The sequence below is a fragment of the Blautia sp. MSK17_66 genome (assembly GCF_020538025.1).
Taxonomy (GTDB): Bacteria; Bacillota; Clostridia; order Lachnospirales; family Lachnospiraceae; genus Blautia_A.
Genome location: NZ_JAJBNQ010000002.1, coordinates 54,048 through 74,880, shown reverse-complemented (window position 1 = coordinate 74,880; position 20,833 = coordinate 54,048). Strand labels below are relative to the sequence as shown.

Annotated in this window: 20 protein-coding genes; 12 read left to right on the top strand and 8 right to left on the bottom strand. The window is 45.5% G+C overall.

Annotation, left to right across the window (positions count from 1 at the left end; genetic code table 11):
- The first annotated feature begins 1 nt into the window (after window position 1).
- Window positions 2–805, top strand: a complete 804-nt coding sequence (gene yqeB, locus LIR34_RS01700; RefSeq protein WP_161284405.1) for a selenium-dependent molybdenum cofactor biosynthesis protein YqeB — start codon at window positions 2–4, stop codon at window positions 803–805.
- Complete coding sequence (gene yqeC, locus LIR34_RS01695) at window positions 805–2,088, top strand: selenium cofactor biosynthesis protein YqeC (RefSeq protein ID WP_244092144.1); 1,284 nt, start codon at window positions 805–807, stop codon at window positions 2,086–2,088. Before yqeB ends, yqeC begins: the two co-directional genes overlap by 1 nt.
- Window positions 2,089–2,213: 125 nt before the next feature.
- Here yqeC and LIR34_RS01690 read toward each other — a convergent pair whose 3' ends face one another.
- The 6 genes from LIR34_RS01690 to dpaL form a co-directional block, all read right to left on the bottom strand.
- The gene (locus LIR34_RS01690; protein ID WP_173901703.1) at window positions 2,214–2,537 is read right to left on the bottom strand and encodes a BMC domain-containing protein; all 324 of its coding nucleotides are present in this window, start codon (window positions 2,535–2,537) and stop codon (window positions 2,214–2,216) included.
- 34 nt (window positions 2,538–2,571) lie between these two features.
- Complete coding sequence (locus LIR34_RS01685; protein ID WP_173901704.1) at window positions 2,572–2,871, bottom strand: BMC domain-containing protein; 300 nt, start codon at window positions 2,869–2,871, stop codon at window positions 2,572–2,574.
- A 272-nt stretch (window positions 2,872–3,143) separates the two neighbouring features.
- On the bottom strand, window positions 3,144–4,088 hold the full coding sequence (gene arcC, locus LIR34_RS01680; RefSeq protein WP_161284409.1) for a carbamate kinase: 945 nt from the start codon (window positions 4,086–4,088) through the stop codon (window positions 3,144–3,146).
- 182 nt (window positions 4,089–4,270) lie between these two features.
- Window positions 4,271–5,464: a knotted carbamoyltransferase YgeW gene (ygeW, locus tag LIR34_RS01675; protein WP_173901705.1), complete on the bottom strand. Its 1,194-nt coding sequence runs from the start codon at window positions 5,462–5,464 to the stop codon at window positions 4,271–4,273.
- A gap of 379 nt (window positions 5,465–5,843) precedes the next feature.
- Window positions 5,844–7,154: a YgeY family selenium metabolism-linked hydrolase gene (locus LIR34_RS01670; protein WP_161284411.1), complete on the bottom strand. Its 1,311-nt coding sequence runs from the start codon at window positions 7,152–7,154 to the stop codon at window positions 5,844–5,846.
- A gap of 60 nt (window positions 7,155–7,214) precedes the next feature.
- On the bottom strand, window positions 7,215–8,444 hold the full coding sequence (dpaL, locus tag LIR34_RS01665) for a diaminopropionate ammonia-lyase (RefSeq protein ID WP_161284412.1): 1,230 nt from the start codon (window positions 8,442–8,444) through the stop codon (window positions 7,215–7,217).
- Window positions 8,445–8,680: 236 nt separating this feature from the next.
- Between dpaL and LIR34_RS01660 the strand changes: the two genes are divergently transcribed.
- The 7 genes from LIR34_RS01660 (at window position 8,681) to LIR34_RS01630 (ending at window position 15,951) form a co-directional block, all read left to right on the top strand.
- The gene (locus tag LIR34_RS01660) at window positions 8,681–9,925 is read left to right on the top strand and encodes a DUF1015 domain-containing protein (protein WP_173901706.1); all 1,245 of its coding nucleotides are present in this window, start codon (window positions 8,681–8,683) and stop codon (window positions 9,923–9,925) included.
- Between the two features lie 78 nt (window positions 9,926–10,003).
- The gene (locus tag LIR34_RS01655) at window positions 10,004–11,218 is read left to right on the top strand and encodes an SPFH domain-containing protein (protein WP_173901707.1); all 1,215 of its coding nucleotides are present in this window, start codon (window positions 10,004–10,006) and stop codon (window positions 11,216–11,218) included.
- A gap of 19 nt (window positions 11,219–11,237) precedes the next feature.
- Window positions 11,238–12,338, top strand: a complete 1,101-nt coding sequence (locus LIR34_RS01650) for a hypothetical protein (RefSeq protein WP_227239683.1) — start codon at window positions 11,238–11,240, stop codon at window positions 12,336–12,338.
- Window positions 12,339–13,178: a TPM domain-containing protein gene (locus tag LIR34_RS01645; protein WP_161284415.1), complete on the top strand. Its 840-nt coding sequence runs from the start codon at window positions 12,339–12,341 to the stop codon at window positions 13,176–13,178. It begins immediately after the preceding gene.
- Window positions 13,179–13,301: a hypothetical protein gene (locus LIR34_RS01640; RefSeq protein ID WP_264475360.1), complete on the top strand. Its 123-nt coding sequence runs from the start codon at window positions 13,179–13,181 to the stop codon at window positions 13,299–13,301.
- Window positions 13,302–13,539: 238 nt separating this feature from the next.
- Entirely contained in the window at window positions 13,540–14,937 is a 1,398-nt protein-coding gene (locus LIR34_RS01635; RefSeq protein ID WP_373090500.1) for a sodium:proton antiporter, read from the top strand.
- Between the two features lie 12 nt (window positions 14,938–14,949).
- The gene (locus LIR34_RS01630) at window positions 14,950–15,951 is read left to right on the top strand and encodes a cytidylate kinase-like family protein (protein ID WP_173901708.1); all 1,002 of its coding nucleotides are present in this window, start codon (window positions 14,950–14,952) and stop codon (window positions 15,949–15,951) included.
- A gap of 40 nt (window positions 15,952–15,991) precedes the next feature.
- On the opposite strand, the gene LIR34_RS01625 is transcribed toward LIR34_RS01630, so the two are convergent.
- Window positions 15,992–16,636 (bottom strand): helix-turn-helix transcriptional regulator, encoded by a 645-nt coding sequence (locus tag LIR34_RS01625; RefSeq protein WP_161284418.1) that lies wholly within the window; start codon window positions 16,634–16,636, stop codon window positions 15,992–15,994.
- 424 nt (window positions 16,637–17,060) lie between these two features.
- Here LIR34_RS01625 and hydA point away from each other — a divergent pair, with 424 nt between their 5' ends.
- The 3 genes from hydA (at window position 17,061) to LIR34_RS01610 (ending at window position 20,061) form a co-directional block, all read left to right on the top strand.
- Window positions 17,061–18,434, top strand: coding sequence for a dihydropyrimidinase (gene hydA / locus LIR34_RS01620; protein ID WP_173901709.1), 1,374 nt, complete (start codon window positions 17,061–17,063; stop codon window positions 18,432–18,434).
- A gap of 24 nt (window positions 18,435–18,458) precedes the next feature.
- Window positions 18,459–19,505 carry a [FeFe] hydrogenase H-cluster radical SAM maturase HydE gene (gene hydE / locus LIR34_RS01615; RefSeq protein ID WP_173901710.1) on the top strand — a complete coding sequence of 349 codons (1,047 nt, stop codon included), beginning with the start codon at window positions 18,459–18,461 and terminating at the stop codon, window positions 19,503–19,505.
- A gap of 106 nt (window positions 19,506–19,611) precedes the next feature.
- Window positions 19,612–20,061 (top strand): SH3 domain-containing protein, encoded by a 450-nt coding sequence (locus LIR34_RS01610; protein WP_173901711.1) that lies wholly within the window; start codon window positions 19,612–19,614, stop codon window positions 20,059–20,061.
- Between the two features lie 92 nt (window positions 20,062–20,153).
- Here the strand turns inward: LIR34_RS01610 and LIR34_RS01605 are convergent, their stop codons facing one another.
- Window positions 20,154–20,633 carry an S-ribosylhomocysteine lyase gene (locus LIR34_RS01605; protein WP_173901712.1) on the bottom strand — a complete coding sequence of 160 codons (480 nt, stop codon included), beginning with the start codon at window positions 20,631–20,633 and terminating at the stop codon, window positions 20,154–20,156.
- Window positions 20,634–20,833 lie beyond the last annotated feature (200 nt).

The window sequence follows — 20,833 nt, the reverse complement described above, 5'->3', positions numbered from 1 at the left end:
CATGGAACATAAAACAAAATTAATCGTCCGCGGCGGAGGTGATCTTGCCAGCGGGGTGATTCACAGACTGTACAGATGTGGATATCAGGTGCTGGTGCTGGAATGCAGAAGGCCAAGTGCGATCCGCAGAGAGGTTTCCTTTGGAGAGGCGGTCTACGATGGTACATCCTGCGTGGAAGGCGTGACAGGAAGACGGATCACGGAGGTCAGCGAATGCCAGAACGTCTGGGACAATGGCGAGATTCCGGTTCTCATCGATGAGAGTGGAGAGACAGTGAGAGAACTAAGACCGGATGCACTGATCGATGCGATCCTCGCCAAAAAAAATCTCGGAACGACAAGAGAGATGGCTCCTCTTACCGTGGCTCTGGGACCGGGATTTGAAGCCGGAAAGGACGTAGATTTTGTTATAGAAACGCAGAGAGGTCATGATCTTGCAAGAATTATCTCCGCAGGACCGGCAGCACCAAATACAGGAGTTCCCGGTGTGATCGCCGGATATGGCAAAGAGCGTGTGATCCACTCCCCGGCAGCAGGGAACATGCATAACTACTCCGAGATCGGTGATATTGTACAAAAAGAGCAGATCATTGCGATGGTCGATGAAACACCGGTGAGAGCCTCTCTGACAGGAGTGCTCCGGGGCATCCTCCGTGATGGCTATAAGGTGCCGGAGGGAATGAAGATTGCGGATATCGATCCGCGCAGGGAACAGAAGAAAAACTGCAATACCATCTCAGACAAGGCCCGCTGCATTGCCGGAAGCGTAGTGGAAGTATTGCTGGCGAACGGAGTTCTGCCGTGATGCAAAAAAACCTTCTGGAAGCATTGGCAATCGATGCAGAGACAACTTCTGTAATCGCTGTAGTCGGCGGTGGCGGCAAGACAAGCCTGATTTTTCGGTTGATGGAAGAATTTGTTGCCGGTGGAAAAAAGGTGATCGTGACAACGACCACACATATGGCTTATGAACCTGACCGCCCGTTTGCGGAAGATGGAGATACAGATAAGATCTGTGATCAACTGAAGAATTTCGGCTATACTGTGGCAGCTGGTCTGAATCGCAGCAAAGGAAAAATCGGCTGTCTTCCGGAAGAGAAATTGCCGAAAATTAAGAGGCTGTGTGATGTTCTTCTGATCGAGGCAGACGGGGCAAAACGTCTGCCGCTCAAGGTACCGGGAGAGTGGGAACCGGTGATCCCGGAGTTTGTGGATCTGGTCATCGGAGTCGTTGGTATGGATGCACTCGGAGAGCCGATCCGGAAGACCTGCCACAGGCCGGAGAAAGTCGCAGCTTTCCTCAGAAAAGGAATGGAAGAGACAGTTGCAGAAGATGATATCGTGAAAATTGCAGCTTCTGAAGAAGGACTGAGGAAATGCGTGGGTAAGCGAAAATATCGAATCCTGCTGAATAAAGCGGATATCTCAGGTAAAGCAGAAGCGGTACAACGGATCGCCGGAGAACTTGAATGCCAGGGAATCCACACAGTCTGGGGAAGCCTTAAGAAGAAAGAATATCATCATACCTGTGATCTTTCACTTATTATGCTTGCTGCAGGAAACAGCCGCCGTTTCGGCTCCAACAAATTGCTGTACGAAATTGATGGAGTGCCGATGTATCTGCGGACACTTAAGAAGCTTCAGACAGCAGCCAGAGAATTTAAAAACTGTGAGATCATAGTTGTTACCCAGTACGAAGAGATTGCATCCAAAGCACAAGAATCAGGAGCCCGGGTTCTGATTAATCCACATCCGGAACGAGGTATCTCTTCCTCCATGCAGATCGGACTTGCCGCCGCAAAAGAATCATCAGCATGCCTCTTTACCGTATCTGACCAGCCCTGGCTCACTGCAGAGACCATCAGTGATCTGGTTCACAAGTTCCTCGCAGAACACAAAGGCATGGCATGCACCCTTCTTGGTGCAAGAACCGGAAACCCCTGCATCTTCTCCCGGAAATATTATCAGGAACTGATGGAGATTACAGGAGACAAAGGCGGCAAACAGATCATAAACAGACATCCTGACGATGTGACGTATCTTGAAATGAAAGATGCAAGAGAACTTGTAGATATAGACACACCATGAAAAATCAGGATCGTTGAAATCTTAGTAACCGTAAGAATATAAAAAGACCATGTAAAAGTGCAGAATGTTTCAGAATTCCGAACATATACTGCAAGCTTCTTACATGGTCTTTTCTTATGTAATTCTTATTTCTTTGCTCCGGTCTTCTTTGCCGGTTTCTTAAGAAATCCGTGTTTCTCAGCGTCCTCCTCAGCGAGACGTACTGTCTCCTCGGAAGGGTTGGAGATCATAGCTGAAAAAATAATCTCACATGGCGGGTTTTCCTTAACTGCCTGTACAGCAGCAGTAACTGCGGATACATCACCAGTCATAAAAACTGTCTCATGTCCGCCGCATTTGCCGTTTCGGGTAAGGCAGGATACATCAGCAGTCTTCAGCATCTGGTCGATCACGATCACTGCATTGCTGCTTCCGATAACTTCCACTAATCCAAATGCTCCATATCTCATAACAGAATCCTCATTTCATCATATAGTATTGTGCTTATTTGTTTGCGGTCATGTACATAGCCGGTTCTGTGTCATGTGCCGGAGATGCGATGATCGTGTGGGAAACAATCTTGGCAATTGGTTCTGCAGTGTGGAGAGCAGCGTCCATTGCGGCATTTACATCAGAGACAGAACCACGCATCTTCACGCAGGCACCTGCACCAAGACGGTTACGCTCAATGTTCTGAATCCTTACATTTGCTGCTTTGGAAGCAGCATCCAGTGCTACGAAGCAGGCAGCAAAACTGTCGAGTTCAAAAATCCCTACTGCCATGCCATTATAATTCTCGCCCATAATACCTCCATCCATTCTAAAAGGAATGTTCTGTTTCGATTTGCTACCATCTATTATACCTGCTTTCCTGACAAAAAACAAGTCGAAATATGTTTTTTGTGGTTTTTCTCTTAATTATCGTGTGGTTTTGTGATTAAAAATAAAACAAAAATACTGTATTTGTGTTGATTTTTGAAATATACAGAATCGGGAGTCTTTTCTGGTGAAGTCAAAACGGCCACAGAAGCAATGGACTGGAGGGGAAATGCTTCTGTGGCCGCTGGCCTTTTGGATTAAATATGAATCTTGGTACCGGTTTTGCCCTGGATACCGTCTTTTGCTTTTTCGAGAAGCGTGATCATAGCTGTGCGTTCTGGTTTGGAGGAAGCGAAGTCCATGGCAGCCTGTACCTTCGGGAGCATGGAACCTGGTGCGAACTGACCTTCTTCTACATATTTCTGAGCTTCTTCTACAGTCATGTCGTCCAGCCATTTCTCGTTTTCCTTGCCGAAGTTTACGGCAACCTTTTCAACAGCGGTGAGGATGATCAACATGTCTGCATCCAGTTCCTTGGCAAGCAGACAGCTTGCAAAATCTTTGTCGATAACGGCAGAAGCACCTTTGAGATGGTCTCCCTGAAGAGTAACCGGGATTCCGCCGCCGCCGCAGCAGATTACAATCTTGTTTGCATCGACAAGACTGTTGATCGCATCCTGTTCAACGATCTCAACCGGTTTCGGGGAAGCAACAACACGGCGGTAACCGCGTCCTGCATCTTCTTTCATGACATAGCCATATGCTTTTTCGGCATGTTCAGCCTGTTCTTTTGTCATAAAGTGACCGATTGGCTTGCTTGGGTTCTGGAAAGCAGGGTCGTTTTCGTCTACACGTACCTGTGTAACAACAGTAACAACCGGTGTGCGCATAAATCCACGTTTACGAAGCTCTTCACGGAGTGCATTCTGCAGGTCATATCCGATATATGCCTGGCTCATGGCAACACAGACGGAGAGAGGTGTATTTGGCTGATTTTCATCTTCTCTGGAAAGAGCAGCCATGGCATTGTTGATCATACCAACCTGTGGTCCGTTTCCGTGAACTACAACTACCTGATGGCCTTCTTCAATGAGGTCACACAGTGCTTTTGCTGTAGTTTTTACTGCCTGCATCTGTTCCGGAAGAGTGTTGCCCAGTGCATTTCCGCCGAGAGCAATGACGATTCTTTTTCTTTTATACATTGTAAAAACCTCCTGAAATACATAAATTAACAAACAATATAAGAAAAAACAAGAAATAGTCTCATATATTGGAAAACAGAAAGAGCCTTGCAGAACATATCCGCAGGGCTCCTAATCTGTTTATTTCATATGAGAAAGAACCTTCTCATATTTATAGCCTGGCGTTGTAAACAACCTGTATTTTATTCGAAAATTCTCGGAGCAGCTTTTACTTCCAGTTTTTTCAGGATATCCTGTGGTTTTTCGAATTTGGAGAGCATGATCATAGCTGCGATCACATATGGTTTGAAGCTTGCTTCTTTGTAAAGCGGGATTCTGTAACGATCGAATACGGATGCATCAACTTCACCTGTCTCACAGCTTACACCAGTGATGTCAGCCGGCAGGCAGTGCAGATACAGAGCCTTTCCGTCTTTTGTTGTCTTCATAAGCTCTTCTGTGCAAGCCCAGTCTTTGTGCTCTGCGTTCTGAGCAAGAAGTTCTTTTTCCAGTTTGTCGATTCCGTCGAAATCACCGTCAGCATACAGGTTTGTACGTTTTTCCATAGCTGCAAATGGAGCCCAGCTCTTTGGATATACGATATCAGCATCTTTGAATGCTTCTTCCATGCTGTTTGTCTTTGTGAAGGATCCGCCTGTAGCTTCAGCGTTCTTCTTAGCGATTTCTTCAACTTCCGGCATTACATCATATCCTTCCGGATGAGCCAGAACAACGTCCATACCGAAACGTGTCATCAGACCGATAACGCCCTGCGGAACGGAGAGTGGTTTGCCATAAGATGGAGAGTAAGCCCATGTCATAGCAAGTTTTTTGCCTTTAAGGTTTTCAACACCGCCGAATTCGTGGATGATATGAAGCATATCAGCCATACACTGTGTCGGATGGTCAACGTCGCACTGAAGGTTTACAAGAGTAGGTCTCTGCTCAAGGATACCATCGTTGTTTCCTTCTGTAACTGCGTCCATGAATTCTTTCTGGTAAGCATGTCCTTTACCGATGTACATATCATCACGGATACCGATTACATCAGCCATGAAGGATACCATGTTAGCTGTTTCACGAACAGTTTCGCCATGAGCGATCTGTGATTTTTTCTCGTCGAGATCCTGAACTTCAAGGCCAAGCAGGTTGCAGGCAGAAGCGAAAGAGAAGCGGGTACGTGTGGAGTTGTCACGAAAGATGGAGATTCCAAGGCCGCTCTCGAATACTTTAGTGGAGATGTTGTTTTCTCTCATGAAACGGAGAGCATCAGCTACTGTGAATACTGCTTCGAGTTCTTCGTTTGTTTTGTCCCATGTCCAGAAGAAGTCGTTGTTGTACATTTCTTTGAAGTTTAAGCTGTTGAGTTTGTCGATGTAATCCTGTAAAGTTTTCATGTTTTTCTCCTTTTTATATGGGAAATGTTTGATTAAGATTATTCTTCTTTAACGTGTGGTGGAATCAAATATTTCAACGGTGACACGCTCTCGCTGACTTCGACTGGCAGCGGTACATAAGTGACCAGAATACGGTCACTAAGTACCGGCCGTCTCAGATCATCACCTTATGAAATATTTATACCCCACACTGAGAAGAAAAAATACCTCAATCAGCACATTTCGTAGTTCGTTTGTTGTGGTTGTATTTGCAACACAAAGAGTCTTGTGGTTTCGTAATTAGTCTAGTTGATAACTTTCTGATCTGACAGTGTATTACTACTGTGCTTTTAGCCCCAAGGGTGTGCAGAGGGAGCGGGGCTTCGCTCCCTTTGCAGGTTTACTTGCAATAAGAAGCAGGAAGAGCTGCGTAAACAGCAGCGCATCTTACGAGGTCGATCTTCCATGTCTTCTCGTTCGGAGCGTGTGCCTGAGCTTCTGCGCCAGGTCCGAAGCCGATGCATGGAATTCCGTTACGTCCCATGATGGATACGCCGTTTGTGGAGAATGTCCATTTGTCAGTAAGTGGACGGGCTTTTCTCATCTCTTCTGTCTCAGCGTTTCCAAGACGGGTTTCACCGTACAGGTTCTTGTAAGCATCTTCAAGAGCTTTTGTTACTTTGTGATCTTTCGGGATAGCCCATGTCGGGAAGTAGCATTCGATCTCGTATTTGCATCCTGTGTAGGACGGACGGTCATAGTTGTACATGGATACAACAACATCATCGCCATATTTCTGAACGCTTGGAAGAGCACGGATCTCATCCAGGCAGCTTTCCCATGTTTCTCCGAATGTCATACGACGGTCAAGAGATACTGCACAGGAGTCGGCTACTGCACAGCGGCTAGGAGAGGTGTAGAAGATCTGGGATACGGTTACAGTACCGCGTCCAAGGAAACGAGCTTCTTCCCAGTCCGGATTGAATTTCGGGTTGAGCATTTTAACAAGACCTTTGATCTCTGTCTCATCAGCATCGTCGTTCTCGTTGAGGGAACGTACGTCCTGAAGAATGTCAGCCATTTTGTAGATTGCGTTGTCACCACGCTCCGGAGCGGAACCGTGGCAGGAAACACCCTTAACATCGATGCGGATTTCCATACGTCCACGCTGTCCTCTGTAGATACCGCCGTCTGTAGGCTCTGTGGAAACTACGAATTCCGGACGGATCTTGTCTTCGTTGATGATGTACTGCCAGCAGAGACCATCACAGTCTTCTTCCTGAACAGTTCCGACTACCATAACCTTGCAGCCTTCCGGGATCAGATCCATGTCTTTCATGATCTTTGCACCGTATACAGCAGATACGATACCGCCGCACTGGTCAGATACACCACGTCCTCCGATCTCTTCTTCAGTCTCGTATCCTTCGTATGGATCAAAGTTCCAGTTTTCGATATTACCGATACCAACAGTGTCGATGTGAGCGTCGAAAGCGATGATCTTGTCGCCGGTTCCCATATAACCGATTACGTTACCCTGTGGGTCGATCACAACTTCGTCAAAGCCCAGTTTTTTCATTTCAGCTTCGATTGTCTCGATGTGTTTTCTTTCGTCGCAGCTTTCGCCAGGATTTTTAACGATCGCTCTTAAGAATCGGGTCATGTCCTCCTGATAATTCTGAGCTGCTTCTTTGATTTTACAGTAATCCATTTTAAAGTTCCTCCCATGTATTAAAATAGTTTTTGAGTTCCTGGTTGTTTTATACTTGTTTTATTTGCTTAAGGATTTGTCTGTTCCGTAGAGACCATCCCAAACGATTTCACGGTAGCGTACCGGATCGGTGTCACCTTCTGTGGAAATTACAAGAACGTTGGAGTTCTCATCCAGCTTCAGGGCTTCCTTGAGATCTTTTGCGTCTTCATCATGAAGAGCGGTGTAGCACAGACCGAGCGGAACAGATCCGGATTCACCGGAAACAATACGAGGATCATTACCGAGCGGATTAGCGTAGATTCTGGTTGCTTTTGCACTCATCCAGTCCGGGCAGGATGCGAATACAGAAACATGATTTCTGAGGATGTCCCATCCGATAGTGTTCGCTTCGCCACATGCAAGACCTGCCATGATGGTTTCGAGGTCGCCGCCTACGTTAACAAGTTCACCGGATTCTTTCATAGCGGAGCGATACAGACAGTCAGCAGCACTTGCTTCGCAGACAACCATAACCGGTGGGTTTTCTTTGTATTTGTGAGCAAAATATCCTACAACAGCTCCGGCAAGGGAACCAACACCTGCCTGAACAAATACATGTGTCGGATGATCGATTCCGGCTTCTTTAAGCTGCTGATCAGCTTCCATAACCATAGTTCCGTATCCCTGCATGATCCATGATGGGATTTCTTCATATCCGTCCCAGGCAGTATCCTGAACGATAATACCATGCTCCGTCTTTGCAGCTTCAGCGGCAGCCATTCTTACGCAGTCATCATAGTTGACTTCTTCGATCGTAACTGTAGCGCCCTCTTTGGCGATGTTGTCAAAACGTGTTTTGGTTGTTCCTTTCGGCATACGTACAACAGCTTTCTGTCCAAGACGGTTGGCAGCCCATGCAACTCCGCGTCCGTGGTTTCCGTCAGTTGCTGTGAAGAAGGTGGCCTGTCCGAATTCTTTTCTTAATTCTTCGGAAGAGAGGACAGCATATGGAAGCTCGCTGATGTCTTTACCAACTTCTTTGGCGATGTAACGTCCCATTGCGTAGGAACCACCAAGAACCTTAAAAGCGTTCAGTCCGAAACGATAGGACTCATCCTTACAGTGGATGCTCTTAACACCCAGATAGGATGCCAGTTCAGCAAGATCCTGAAGAGGAGTTACTGTGTACTGCGGGAAACTTTTGTGAAATTCATTAGCTTTCTTCACGTTGTCCTCGGACATTAACTCAAGATGCTTGTCATCTGATTTGGCAACGTGATTGACAGTCCATTTTAAACCTTCTGTCATGAGAAAAACCCTCCTTAAAAAATTTATTTTGAACTCATAATTATTGCCTGCTTTTCATGCTTCTATCATATCATAAATTGGAGATTTTGCAATAGGAAATACAAAAATTTTTAGGTTTTTACAAAAAAAGTTAGTGATTCAGAAAAAAAGTGGTGCTCATTGAAATAAAAGCAGGTGTATGATAAAATAAACCTATATTTTACACACGAAATTTTAAAGCACAAAGGAGAATTGACATGGCTATTTTTCAGGCATTTTGTGCACTCAGACCAGTCCCTGACAAGGCGGCGCGGGTAGCGGCACTTCCATATGATGTAGTAACACGAGAAGAGGCGAAGGCGATTGGAGATCAGAACCCGGATTCCTTCCTTCATGTAGACCGTGCGGAGATGGATCTTCCGGAGAACACAGATCTTTATGATCCGAAGGTTTATTACAAAGCGAGAGAAAACCTTGCAGATATGGAAAGAAACGGAGTTATGGTCCAGGACGAGACACCGTGCTACTACATTTATGAACTGACGCGTAAGGGCAGGACACAGACAGGTCTGGTTGGCTGTTGCTCTATTGATGATTATCTGAATGATGTGGTTAAGAAGCATGAACTCACCAGAGAGGATAAGGAGCAGGATCGTATCCGCCATGTAGATGTGTGCGACGCCAATACCGGCCCGATCTACCTTGCCTGCAAATATCCGCAGGAGCTGCTTGATCTGATGGAGAACTGGAAGGCTTCCCACGATGCAGTCTATGATTTTGTAGCAGAGGATGAGATTGGTCATCGTGTCTGGGTGATTGATGGGGAAGCAGAGAAGAAGCTTATCAAAGAGCAGTTTGGAAATATTCCTTCTGTATATATAGCTGATGGACATCACAGAGCGGCCTCAGCAGTCAAGGTGGGACTTAAGAGGAGACAGGAACATCCGGATTATGACGGAAGTGAGGAATTTAACTACTTCCTCTCTGTAGTATTTCCGTATGACCAGCTGACGATTCTTTCTTATAACAGAGTGGTCCGTGATCTGAACGGAATGGATGAGCATGCATTTGTTGCGAGTCTGAAATTTAATTTTGAATTGATGATCATGCCGGGATTTCCGTGCAAGCCGGTTGAGAAACACTGTATGGGAATGTATGTCGGAGGAAACTGGTATCATCTTAAAGCCTGGGAGGATGTTTATGCGAAGAAGGATGTGGTAGGTCAGCTGGATGTTTCCATCCTTCAGGAAAAAGTTCTCTCCCCGATTCTTGGAATCAGGGATCCGCGTACAGATGAGAGGATCCGCTTCGTGGGGGGAAGTCATAAGCTCAGAGAACTGGCAGAGATCGCAGATAAGACAGATGGAGTGGCTTTTGCCATGTATCCGACATCAATGGAAGATCTGATGCAGATCGCGGACGAGGGTAAGTTGATGCCGCCGAAGTCCACCTGGTTCGAGCCAAAGCTTCGAAGCGGCCTTTTTATTCATAAGCTTTCCTGAGACAGCCTGAAACAGAAGTCGGATAAGTAATACCAATTTATATCAACAAAATAAAACAGAAAAGAGGAGGACTTTTTTATGGGACTGATCAAAGCAGCTTTAGGTTCCGCAGGCGGTGTTCTGGCGGACCAGTGGAAAGAGTATTTTTACTGTGAATCCATGCCGGCGGATGTGCTGGTGACCAAGGCGCACAAGAAGGTATCCGGAAGGTCATCGAATAAGCATGGTTCTGAGAATATCATCTCAAATGGTTCAGTGATCGCAGTCAATGACGGACAGTGTATGCTGATCGTGGAGCAGGGCAAGGTTGTAGATGTGTGTGCAGAACCCGGAGAATATATATATGATACTTCCTCAGAGCCATCCATCTTCTGCGGAGGACTGGGAGCCGGTGTCAAGGCAGCTTTCCAGCAGGTTGGCAAGCGTTTTACCTTTGGCGGAGAACCACCGAAGGATCAGAGAGTTTATTTTATCAATACCAAGGAGCTTGTCGGAAACAAATACGGTACACCAAATCCGGTTCCGTTCCGCGTGGTGGATATGAATATCGGTCTGGATATGGATATTACGATCAGATGCTTCGGAGAATACAGTTATCAGATTGCCAATCCGGTTCTTTTCTATACAAATGTATGTGGTAATGTGGAGCAGGATTATACCAGAGAAGAGATTGACGGACAGCTCAAGAGCGAACTTATGACAGCTCTGCAGCCTGCTTTTGCAAAAATTTCAGAGATGGGAATCCGATACAGTGCACTTCCGGGACATACACAGGAACTTTCTGACGTATTAAATAAAGTACTCTCTGATAAATGGGATAATCTCAGAGGAATCCGCATCGTCTCTCTTGGTGTATCCAGCGTGAAAGCTTCCGAGGAAGACGAAGCTATGATCAAGGAACTGCAGAGAAATGCTGTCTTCCGAAATCCTACAATGGCGGCAGCACAGATGGTCGGTGCCCAGGCGAGTGCGATGCAGTCTGCTGCCTCAAACGAAAAGACAGGGCCTGCGATGGCCTTTGCGGCAATGAATATGGCAGCGAATGTCGGAGGTGCGAATGCACAAAACCTTTTTACCATGGGACAGCAGCAGGCTGCCCAGGCACAGCCAATGCAGCCGTCAGCACCAGCACCAGTGCCGCAGGCAGAGTGGACCTGTAGCTGCGGAACGGTGAATACAGGCAAATTCTGTTCTGAATGTGGAAGTCCGCGTCCGGCAGGACCATGGACCTGTAGCTGCGGAACAGTGAATACAGGTAAATTCTGTTCCGAATGCGGCAAACCGAGACCATAAGAGAAAGGGGCACAGGTTTATGTCCGATACTTTAAATTATAAATGTCCAAACTGTTCGGCGGGCCTTGCCTTTGACAGTAAATCACAGAAGATGAAATGTGAATACTGCGGGAAGACGTATTCACTGGATGAACTGGATAAGATCGAGGAACAGGCCGAAGACGTAAAGGAAGTGAAGGGAGATCACTGGGAGGGATTTGAGCCGGAGCAGTGGCAGTCGGACGAGAAGGCAAATATGGCTGTCTGGAGCTGCCCCTCCTGCGGTGCTGAGATTCTGGCAGAAAAGACAACAGGAGCTACGGTGTGTCCTTATTGCGATAATCCGATGATCATGCCGGAGCAGTTCAAAGACAGTTACCGCCCGGATTATATCATTCCGTTCCAAAAATCTAAGAAAGAAGCTGTTGAAGCACTTAAGAAGCATTACGAGGGAAAGCCTCTGCTCCCAAAGATATTTAAGGAGCAGAACCATCTGGAAGAGATAAAGGCAGTGTATGTTCCATTCTGGCTGTTTGATCTGGATACGGCGGGCCGTTTCCGCTACGAAGCGACCAGGACCCGTATCTGGGATGATGAGGATTATACATATACAGAAACCAAATTCTATCATGTTGTCCGTTCCGGGAAGATGAAATTTGAAAAAATTCCCGTAGATGGTTCCAGGACTATTGATGATACGACAATGGAAGCGATCGAGCCGTATGATTACAAGGATCTGACAGAGTTCGATTTTTCCTATCTTTCCGGTTATCTGGCGGACAAATATGACCAGGAACCGGATGATCTCACGGAACGTGTCTATGAACGAATGGAGAAGAGTGTCAAAGACAGCTTCGAAAAGACAGTTTATGGATATGCGACAGTGGTACCCAAACAGGAGAAGATCACCGTAACCGGAAAAGGTAAGGTTAAGTATGCACTGTTCCCGGTCTGGTTCCTGAATACAAAGTGGAATGGCAAAAATTATTCCTTTGCAATGAATGGACAGACAGGGCATCTGATCGGTGACCTTCCTGTTGCCGGGAAGCTGGCAGTTAAATACTGGTTCAGGCATCACATTCCACTGACCGTTCTGGCGGTGGCAGCAGTTACACTTCTGCGATTACTGGGGGTGATGTAGATGAGAAGAATGGGATGGATGCTGACAGTAATTCTTTTGTGTCTGGGGCTTATGATGCCGTTTTCTGTGTCTGCATCCCCGGAGACGGATACGGCAGACACAGAAGAGATTTCCTGGGTATTTGATGATTACGGGCTTCTGGATGAGACAGAGCAGACACAGCTGAACCAGGAACTGGCAGATATTTATGACGAATACGGATATGATGCAGTACTGCTGATCTCACCTGATATCGGTGAGGAGGAAGATTACAGACAGTATGCGGCAGAGTTTATGCAGGAAAACGACATTGGCTATGGTGATACGCATGAGGGAATGTGTATTTTTCATCAGCCGGATACCAGAAATATCACGATTGTATTTCGAGGAGACACACAGAAGGATTTCTCAACGAGTGTGCAGGATGAAATGCTAGATAACTGCAAAGTGTATCTCAAGGCAGATGATCCGGTGGGCGGCTATCAGTCGCTGATCCGTAATCTGAGAAGTGGTCTTGACAGAATCAGTGAAGGCAGGAAGGTACGTCCGCTGGATATGCAGGAGAGCTCTTTTGCAGGGATTTTTCTGTCAGATCTGTTCCTGTGCTTCCTGATCATGGCGATCCCGACAGGGCTTATGACCTGGAGGCAGTTTCGCAAAATGAAAACAAGAGTGCAGCAGACAGATGCAGATGCCTACACCGCGGATGGCGGATTGGAACTTCATGAACAGAAAGATCTGTTTTTGTACAGTACTGTCAGTCAGAGTGCCAAACCAAAGAAGGATGATAATAATGATGGAAGTTCCGGAAGTTTCTCCAGTGGAGGAGAGAGCTTTTCTGGATCGAGCAGTGATTACTGATTGGAAATAATAAACGAAGATGTTCAAAAAGCAGTCCGTGAAGGGCTGCTTTTTGAGTATGCAAAACATTTTGGAAAGATATGGGCTGCAGGAAATATTTCAAAAAATGTTATACATATCTAAAATGCAATAAAATGCACAACAAACAGAGAAAAAACTTGTCAAAAATCCGACAATGTACAAATAAAAATACAATAACTGGGGAAAATGCACAAAAAACATGAAAAAATATACGTATTTGTTGAAGAAATGAGAGATTGTATTTTGATGCGTGTATGATATAATTCAACTGCTTAAAAAATTAAACGAGGGGGCGACAGTTTTGAAAAAAGTAGTAACATTTTTTGGAATGCTGCTGACGATGCTGCTTGCCTGTCCGACAGGTGTATGGGCTGCCGGAGAGGATACTACAGCACAGGTGCCGGTCTGGCTCTGCATTCCGTTTGCAGGACTTCTGCTCTGCATTGCAATCATGCCGCTGATCAAAGCAGAATGGTGGGAGGCACATCAGCCGCATGTGGTACTTATGTGGATCGTACTGATGATCATTCCTTTTGCGGTTGTTTATGGAGCAGGTGATGCTGCTGAAACAGTTCTGGACTGTATCATAAATGACTATCTTACTTTTATTGTACTTCTTTTTGGACTTTTCTGTGTATCAGGAAATATTACCATGGAGGGCGACTTTGCCGGTTCTCCGCGAGTTAACGTATGCCTTCTGGCATTTGGTACGCTGTTATCCAGCTGTATTGGAACAACGGGTGCCAGTATGCTGATGGTACGTCCGGTGATCAAGATGAATTCCTGGAGAAAAAGAAAAAGCCATATCATGGTGTTCTTTATCTTTATGGTGTCCAATATGGGCGGCTGCCTGACACCGATCGGAGACCCGCCGCTTCTGATGGGATTTATGCGAGGAGTACCATTCTTCTGGAGTCTGCATCTTTTCCCGGTACTGCTCTTTAATATGGTGATCCTGTTGTTTGTTTTCTATCATGTAGATAAGCTTGCATATCGTAAAGATATCGCACAGGGTCGTAAACCGGACATCTCCAAACCGGGTACCGAATTCCATATCGATGGACTTCATAACATTGTCTTTCTGATCATGATCGTGGCAGCAGTTATCTTAAGCGGTGTTCTTCCGGGACTTCCTGCATTCCAGAACGCAGAAGGTGCAGTAAAGGGTATTCGTATCCTGGGAGAAGTGACACTGACTTTCCCGGCTCTGATTGAAGTTATTATGATCCTTCTTGCTGCATTTTTGTCCTTTAAGACAACAGACAAGAGTATCCGCAGAAGAAACCACTTTACCTGGGGAGCTATAAAGGAGGTTGCAGTATTATTTATTGGTATTTTTATCACCATGCAGCCGGCACTTATGCTTCTGAAAGCACTTGGACCGAAGATCGGGCTTTATAAACCGCTGGAAATGTTCTGGGCTACCGGTGCACTGTCCAGTTTTCTGGATAATACCCCGACCTATCTGGTATTCCTTACCACAGCAGGAACCCTTGGTTTTATGAACGGAGTTACCACAAGCCTTGGTACAATTCCGGTAAAACTGCTCTCAGCAATTTCATGTGGTGCTGTATTTATGGGTGCAAATACCTACATTGGAAATGCACCGAACTTTATGGTTAAAGCTATTTCTGACGAGAACGGTGTGAATATGCCGTCTTTCTTCGGATATATTCTGTGGTCACTGGTATTTCTTGTTCCGGTATTTATCCTGGATATGCTTGTGTTCTTTATGTAAGGGGGGAGAAGAATGTCAGAAAAAATAAACAAAGAAATTTATACAAAGCTTGCGACCCGGATCTATGATCTGGATGGAGAAGTTTATCGTGTCCTTGGTTCTTCTCTTGGACGTACTTTTACAGGAAACCGCGATACCACAATCCGTACCTTAAGTATGCTGATGTATACAAAGCCGGATGGACATCTGCTTCGAAGTGAACTTGCTCTTATCAGTAACATGGCTCGTACCATCAAGGATGACAGTGAGAGAAGCCGCCTGATGACACAGTATGATGAAATTCTTAAAGAAATCGAACAGCTTCCGAATATGTTTGGCTCTACAGATATTATGGATGCCGAGCGTGTGGCTTTGAATCTTGCTGCAAGAAGAGAAAAACTTTCAGAGGATGACCACCTTGTGATCTGTATCAGCCGTACACAGGGAAGTGCAGGAAACGACATTGGATTTGAACTTGCAGATAATCTTCATATCAATTACTATGATGTGGAAATCTTTGATCAGGTAATGAAGCGTCTGGAAGCCGAAAAGGGAGAGGTACAGGATAAAGAAAACTTTACAGAGTTCAATAAATATGGAAAGAAAACACATGAAGGCCTGAAGGCAAAGTTAAAAGAACTGAATCGTTATCATGGCCTGAACAAGCAGGATGCAGTATTCTTCAATATGAGTGATTTGATCTGTGACCTTGCCAGAACAGAAGACTGTCTGATTATGGGTCGATGTGCCGATGCAATCCTTAAGAATAACCATATTCCACACATCAGCATTTTCATCAGCGCACCATTCCAGGTACGTGTTCAACACGTCATGGATGTCCGGAATATGAATATGAAGCAGGCTGTGAAGTTCCTTAAGAAGATGGATAAGCAGCACAGGAAATATTATGAATTTTATAGCGGTGAGAAGTGGGGGAAACCCGAAAATTACGATCTCTGCATCAACAGTGCCAACTATGGCATCAAGGAAACAATAGATGTGATCAAACGACTTCTTAATCAGCAGACACAATAAAAACAGGAGGTTGAGAACTTTTGCTCTCAACCTCCTGTTTTTATTTGTTCACGTCAATGTAGCTGTACAGGGTGTATTTGGAAATACCGAAATAGTTGGCAACCTTATCACCGGATTTTGTGATAAGGAAGGCCCCGGAATCATTCAGAAACTGGATGGCAGTGACTTTGTCTTCTTTGTTCATCAGGGCAACCGGTTTGCCTACAAGGGCAACTGACTCCTCGATCAGATGATCAAGAAGGTCATTCACACTGTGAGTGATCTCTTTTGGCTTTTCTTCTTTGTTGACCGGTGTGATCAGAGAATGGAGAGCACTTTCGATCATCGTAAGTTTGGTGATGTCATAGTTGATACCGAAGACATAATGAAGACTTCCGTCATCATCACGGATATAGGAAGTGCTGCATTTCAGGATTTTGCCGTCGGCAGTTTTCATCAGATAGCCGGAATGATCCTTTAATTCTTCTTCTTTCACTTTCTTTTTGTTGTTATGACGGATTACATCAAAAACAGCATTGGAAGGTCCGTCTCCGATTCCACGACCTGTCACATGTCCGTTTTCTATATGGACAATGGAATGTTCTGGATCGTTTGTTTTGAGATCATGGATCACGATCTCGCATTCCGGACCAAACTGAGAGGCCAGATCCCGCGCAATCTGTTTAAGTACAGTAAGTCGTCCCATTGTTTTACCTCCTTTTGTTAAATGGTACAACTGCTTATTAAATACTATATCACAAAACCGTTTTTATATAAAGTTTTTTTTACTGAGCAAAATTTAGGGTGCCTAAATATTATTGGTTGCTGTTTACAGATAATGGTTGCTGTCAGAGATAATTGGTGATATATTTGTTGTATTATAGTAATATTTGATATTCAACAAGATATAACAAGGATTCTCCCGCCTCTATAGGTGATGAGATGAATTGCAAACAAGAAAATGAACGGTAGTGGCGGGCGGAGAGAAATCGGTATCCCCCACTGACATGAGGCAGCTCACAGTCAGCATGTTGCTGACATGTCAGACTCTGTGAAATTACCGACTGTGAGTTGAAACAACAGTTAAAACGCAGGGGTGCATAAACTTATGAAGGAAAGGGTGGTAAAGAATGAAATATTTACTGAAAAACGGAACAGTGGTATCCGGAGAGAAGTCGGAGATGCTGGATGTTCTGGTAGACGGAGAAAAAATCACAGAAGTAGGAAGGAATCTTACAGCGGACGGAGCTCAGGTGATCGATGTAACCGGTAAGCTTCTGTTTCCAGGTTTTATTGACGGACACACACATTTAGATCTGGAGGTGGCAGGAACTGTCACGGCAGATGATTTTGAGACGGGAACAAGAGCAGCACTTCTGGGAGGAACTACACTGATCATTGATTATGCATCACAGGATAAGGGTGGACATACACTGAAGGAAGGACTTGATAAATGGCATAAGAAAGCAGATGGCAAATGTTCCTGCGATTATTCTTTTCATATGTCTATCGTAGAGTGGAATGATAAGACAGAATCAGAAGTTCAGGATATGATCGACCAGGGAATTACAAGCTTTAAGCTTTATATGACTTATCCTGCGATGATCGTAAACGACTGCGATATGTATAAAATCCTGAAGAAATTAGGCGAATGTGGATGCTTTGCCGGAGTTCACTGTGAAAATGCGGGCGTGATCGATGCCCTGATCTCTGAAGCAAAGAAAGAAGAACGCCTCGGACCGGAAAATCATCCGCTTGTAAGACCAGATACCATGGAAGCAGAGGCTGTACATCGGCTTCTGGTAATCGCGAAGGAAGCCAATGCACCAGTCATGATAGTTCATCTTACAAACAAAAAAGCCTATGAAGAAGTGATCAATGCAAGAAAGAACGGCCAGGAGGTTTATGCAGAAACCTGTCCGCAATATCTTCTTCTGGATGACAGTGTTTACTCCAAACCGGATTTTGAAGGTGCTGTCTATGTATGTGCACCGCCGATCCGCAAGAAAAAAGATCAGGACTGCCTGTGGAAGGCACTGGCAGATGGAGAAATCCAGACTGTAGCGACAGATCAGTGCAGTTTCACTCTGGAACAGAAAGCTCTGGGAAAAGATGATTTTACAAAGATCCCGGGAGGACTTCCGGGAGTTCAGACAAGGGGAACACTTCTGTATACCTATGGAGTTAAAACGGGTAAGATCACCAGAGAGCAGATGTGCAGGCTTCTCTGTGAGAATCCGGCAAAGCTTTATGGGGTATATCCGAATAAAGGTGCCATCACGCCGGGAAGTGATGCGGATATTGTTGTACTGGATCCGCACGGAGAAGGTGTGATCTCGGCAGCAACTCTTGCATACAACACAGACAACAACCCGTTTGAGGGATTCAAGCTGGGATGCAGCATTGACAAAGTCTTTCTTCGTGGAAACCTTGCAGTTGAGGATGGAAAGCTTGTCAAAGAAAAACTTGGCAGATACATTGCCAGAGGCAGAAAACAGTTCTGATGAACTGTGGGCGGAGAAAATCTTATGAAACATTTAATCGATAAGCTGCGCAGGGAGCAGGATCTATCAGCAGAAGAATTCAGAATGCTTCTGACAGAACGTTCAAAAGAAACAGATCTGTATGCACGGGAACAGGCAGATCAGGTGCGGCAGCAGGTATACGGAAATGAAATCTATGTACGTGGTCTGATCGAGTTTACAAACTACTGTAAAAATGACTGCTATTACTGTGGAATCCGCCGCAGCAACCGAAATGCCCAGCGTTACCGTCTGACAGAAGAGGATATCCTTGTCTGCTGCAGGGAAGGATATGAACTGGGATTTCGGACCTTTGTACTTCAGGGAGGAGAAGACGGATATTACACCGATGAAAAACTGGTCAGACTGATTCGCAGGATCAAAAAAAGTTATCCGGACTGTGCCCTGACACTTTCTGTCGGAGAAAAATCCGAGGAGAGTTATCGTGCATATAAGGAGGCAGGAGCCGACCGTTATCTTCTGCGTCATGAAACGGCATGTGAAGACCATTACAGGAAACTTCATCCCAAAGAACTGTCCTGTGAGAAGAGAAAGGACTGTCTGCGAACCCTGAAGAAGTTAGGATATCAGACGGGGGCGGGCTTTATGGTAGGTTCTCCCTTCCAGACGGTGGATGATCTCGTGGAGGATTTTTTGTTTCTTAAGGAGCTGGATCCGGAGATGGTTGGGATTGGCCCGTTTATTGCACACCAGGATACACCATTTCATGACAGAGAGAGCGGAACTCTTGAGGATACTCTTTTTTATCTGGCACTTCTACGTCTGATGCTGCCAAATGTACTTCTTCCGGCAACAACGGCACTGGGTACGATTCATCCGAAAGGCCGCGAACTGGGAGTGAGATCAGGCGCAAATGTTGTCATGCCAAATCTCTCGCCGGTTTCTGTGAGAAAGAAATATATGTTGTACGATGGAAAGATCTGCACAGGTGATGAGGCGGCAGAATGCAGATATTGTCTGAGCAGACGAATGGAGGCAATTGGCTGTCAGATCGTGACGGACAGGGGAGATTACAGAACTGTTCACAGGTAAGTTTCTGTGAACGGAGCGAACAGTAACGAGATTACAAAAAAGTCTTGCAATAGATATGGTATATGGGGTATAGTGGTTGTATGCTATAAAGGAGGAATTATTTCAGATGAAAAAATCCAGATTACTGATTGTGCTGGCTGGTCTGGCTGTATTTGCATCCGGATGTGGCTACAGCACCGGAGGGGAAGACTCTACGGTGACTGTGATTGAAGCAACTCCAACTCCAACCGCGACTCCTACACCGGAAGCAACTCCGACTCCGGAAGCAACTCCGACTCCGGCTCAGGAGGTTGTGCAGACAGCAAGCGGTGTGAATATCATAAAGCAAAATGCGACTTACTATGTTGTAGAGGGCGTAAACGTCCGCTCTGACTGCAGTACAGAAGCACAGATGATCACAGGAACGACTGCTGGACAGGAACTGACAAGTACGGGTGTCAGTGAGGATGGACAGTGGGTTGAAGTAACGATCAATGGTCAGACAGGTTATGTCAGTGCACAGTATGTTTCTACGACTGCTCCGGCCGGAGCTGCTGCACAGACAGCTGCCCAGTAAACAGCAAAATATGCAGACAAAACGCTGAACTTCCAGGGAGAAGATTTCCCAAAAGGAAGCTCAGCGTTTTTTATTTTTGTGGAACAGACAGATCATTCAGGATAAATAAGACGCTCCGGTCTGATGTCATAGAGAACCTCGCGGAGATATTTGTCAGCGAGGTATTTTGCCATGCCGAGATTCATATCCAGGTAGTTTCCGCAGTCTTTGGCAGAAGCACCCGGAATTTCACCCTCGAAATCACGGATAAATTCAAACATCTCTGTCATGAGAGGAACAATGTCAGCGGATTCATAATCACCCGCGAGAAGAAGATAGTTTCCGGTACGGCAGCCCATTGGCCCCCAGTAGATAACTTTGCCGCCAAATTCTGCATGGTTGCGGAGAAAAGTGGCTGCGAGATGTTCCATGGCATGAAGCTCTGCAGTGTTCATAACAGGCTCTTCGTTTGGTGAGGTCATGCGGATATCAAAGGTAGTAATGACCTGGTCACCGAGATAGTCCTTGCGGGAAACATAGATGCCCGGCTGGAGCTTGATGTGGTCTATGGTAAAGCTGGCTATTTTTTTCATGTATTTCAGATCCTTTCCTGTATTTTGATATAGCATCTTTCCTTATTGTAACAGAGCTTTGAAAGGGATACAAGTGCTTGTTATCCGGTATTGCTGTCGGCATTGACTTTGCATCGCTGTAATGTTAAACTGTTGCACAGGAAAGAGTTAGAACAGACATCGAAGCGCTGTTGTATATAAAATAAACAGCAGCATGAGAG

Excerpts from the sequence above, each read along its gene's own strand:
- yqeB (WP_161284405.1), top strand. The coding sequence starts at position 2 with ATGGAACATAAAACAAAATTAATCGTCCGCGGCGGAGGTGATCTTGCC.
- yqeC (WP_244092144.1), top strand. The coding sequence starts at position 805 with ATGCAAAAAAACCTTCTGGAAGCATTGGCAATCGATGCAGAGACAACT.
- LIR34_RS01690 (WP_173901703.1), bottom strand. The coding sequence starts at position 2,537 with ATGAGATATGGAGCATTTGGATTAGTGGAAGTTATCGGAAGCAGCAAT.
- LIR34_RS01685 (WP_173901704.1), bottom strand. The coding sequence starts at position 2,871 with ATGGGCGAGAATTATAATGGCATGGCAGTAGGGATTTTTGAACTCGAC.
- arcC (WP_161284409.1), bottom strand. The coding sequence starts at position 4,088 with ATGTATAAAAGAAAAAGAATCGTCATTGCTCTCGGCGGAAATGCACTG.
- ygeW (WP_173901705.1), bottom strand. The coding sequence starts at position 5,464 with ATGAAAACTTTACAGGATTACATCGACAAACTCAACAGCTTAAACTTC.
- LIR34_RS01670 (WP_161284411.1), bottom strand. The coding sequence starts at position 7,154 with ATGGATTACTGTAAAATCAAAGAAGCAGCTCAGAATTATCAGGAGGAC.
- dpaL (WP_161284412.1), bottom strand. The coding sequence starts at position 8,444 with ATGACAGAAGGTTTAAAATGGACTGTCAATCACGTTGCCAAATCAGAT.
- LIR34_RS01660 (WP_173901706.1), top strand. The coding sequence starts at position 8,681 with ATGGCTATTTTTCAGGCATTTTGTGCACTCAGACCAGTCCCTGACAAG.
- LIR34_RS01655 (WP_173901707.1), top strand. The coding sequence starts at position 10,004 with ATGGGACTGATCAAAGCAGCTTTAGGTTCCGCAGGCGGTGTTCTGGCG.
- LIR34_RS01650 (WP_227239683.1), top strand. The coding sequence starts at position 11,238 with ATGTCCGATACTTTAAATTATAAATGTCCAAACTGTTCGGCGGGCCTT.
- LIR34_RS01645 (WP_161284415.1), top strand. The coding sequence starts at position 12,339 with ATGAGAAGAATGGGATGGATGCTGACAGTAATTCTTTTGTGTCTGGGG.
- LIR34_RS01635 (WP_373090500.1), top strand. The coding sequence starts at position 13,540 with ATGCTGCTTGCCTGTCCGACAGGTGTATGGGCTGCCGGAGAGGATACT.
- LIR34_RS01630 (WP_173901708.1), top strand. The coding sequence starts at position 14,950 with ATGTCAGAAAAAATAAACAAAGAAATTTATACAAAGCTTGCGACCCGG.
- LIR34_RS01625 (WP_161284418.1), bottom strand. The coding sequence starts at position 16,636 with ATGGGACGACTTACTGTACTTAAACAGATTGCGCGGGATCTGGCCTCT.
- hydA (WP_173901709.1), top strand. The coding sequence starts at position 17,061 with ATGAAATATTTACTGAAAAACGGAACAGTGGTATCCGGAGAGAAGTCG.
- hydE (WP_173901710.1), top strand. The coding sequence starts at position 18,459 with ATGAAACATTTAATCGATAAGCTGCGCAGGGAGCAGGATCTATCAGCA.
- LIR34_RS01610 (WP_173901711.1), top strand. The coding sequence starts at position 19,612 with ATGAAAAAATCCAGATTACTGATTGTGCTGGCTGGTCTGGCTGTATTT.
- LIR34_RS01605 (WP_173901712.1), bottom strand. The coding sequence starts at position 20,633 with ATGAAAAAAATAGCCAGCTTTACCATAGACCACATCAAGCTCCAGCCG.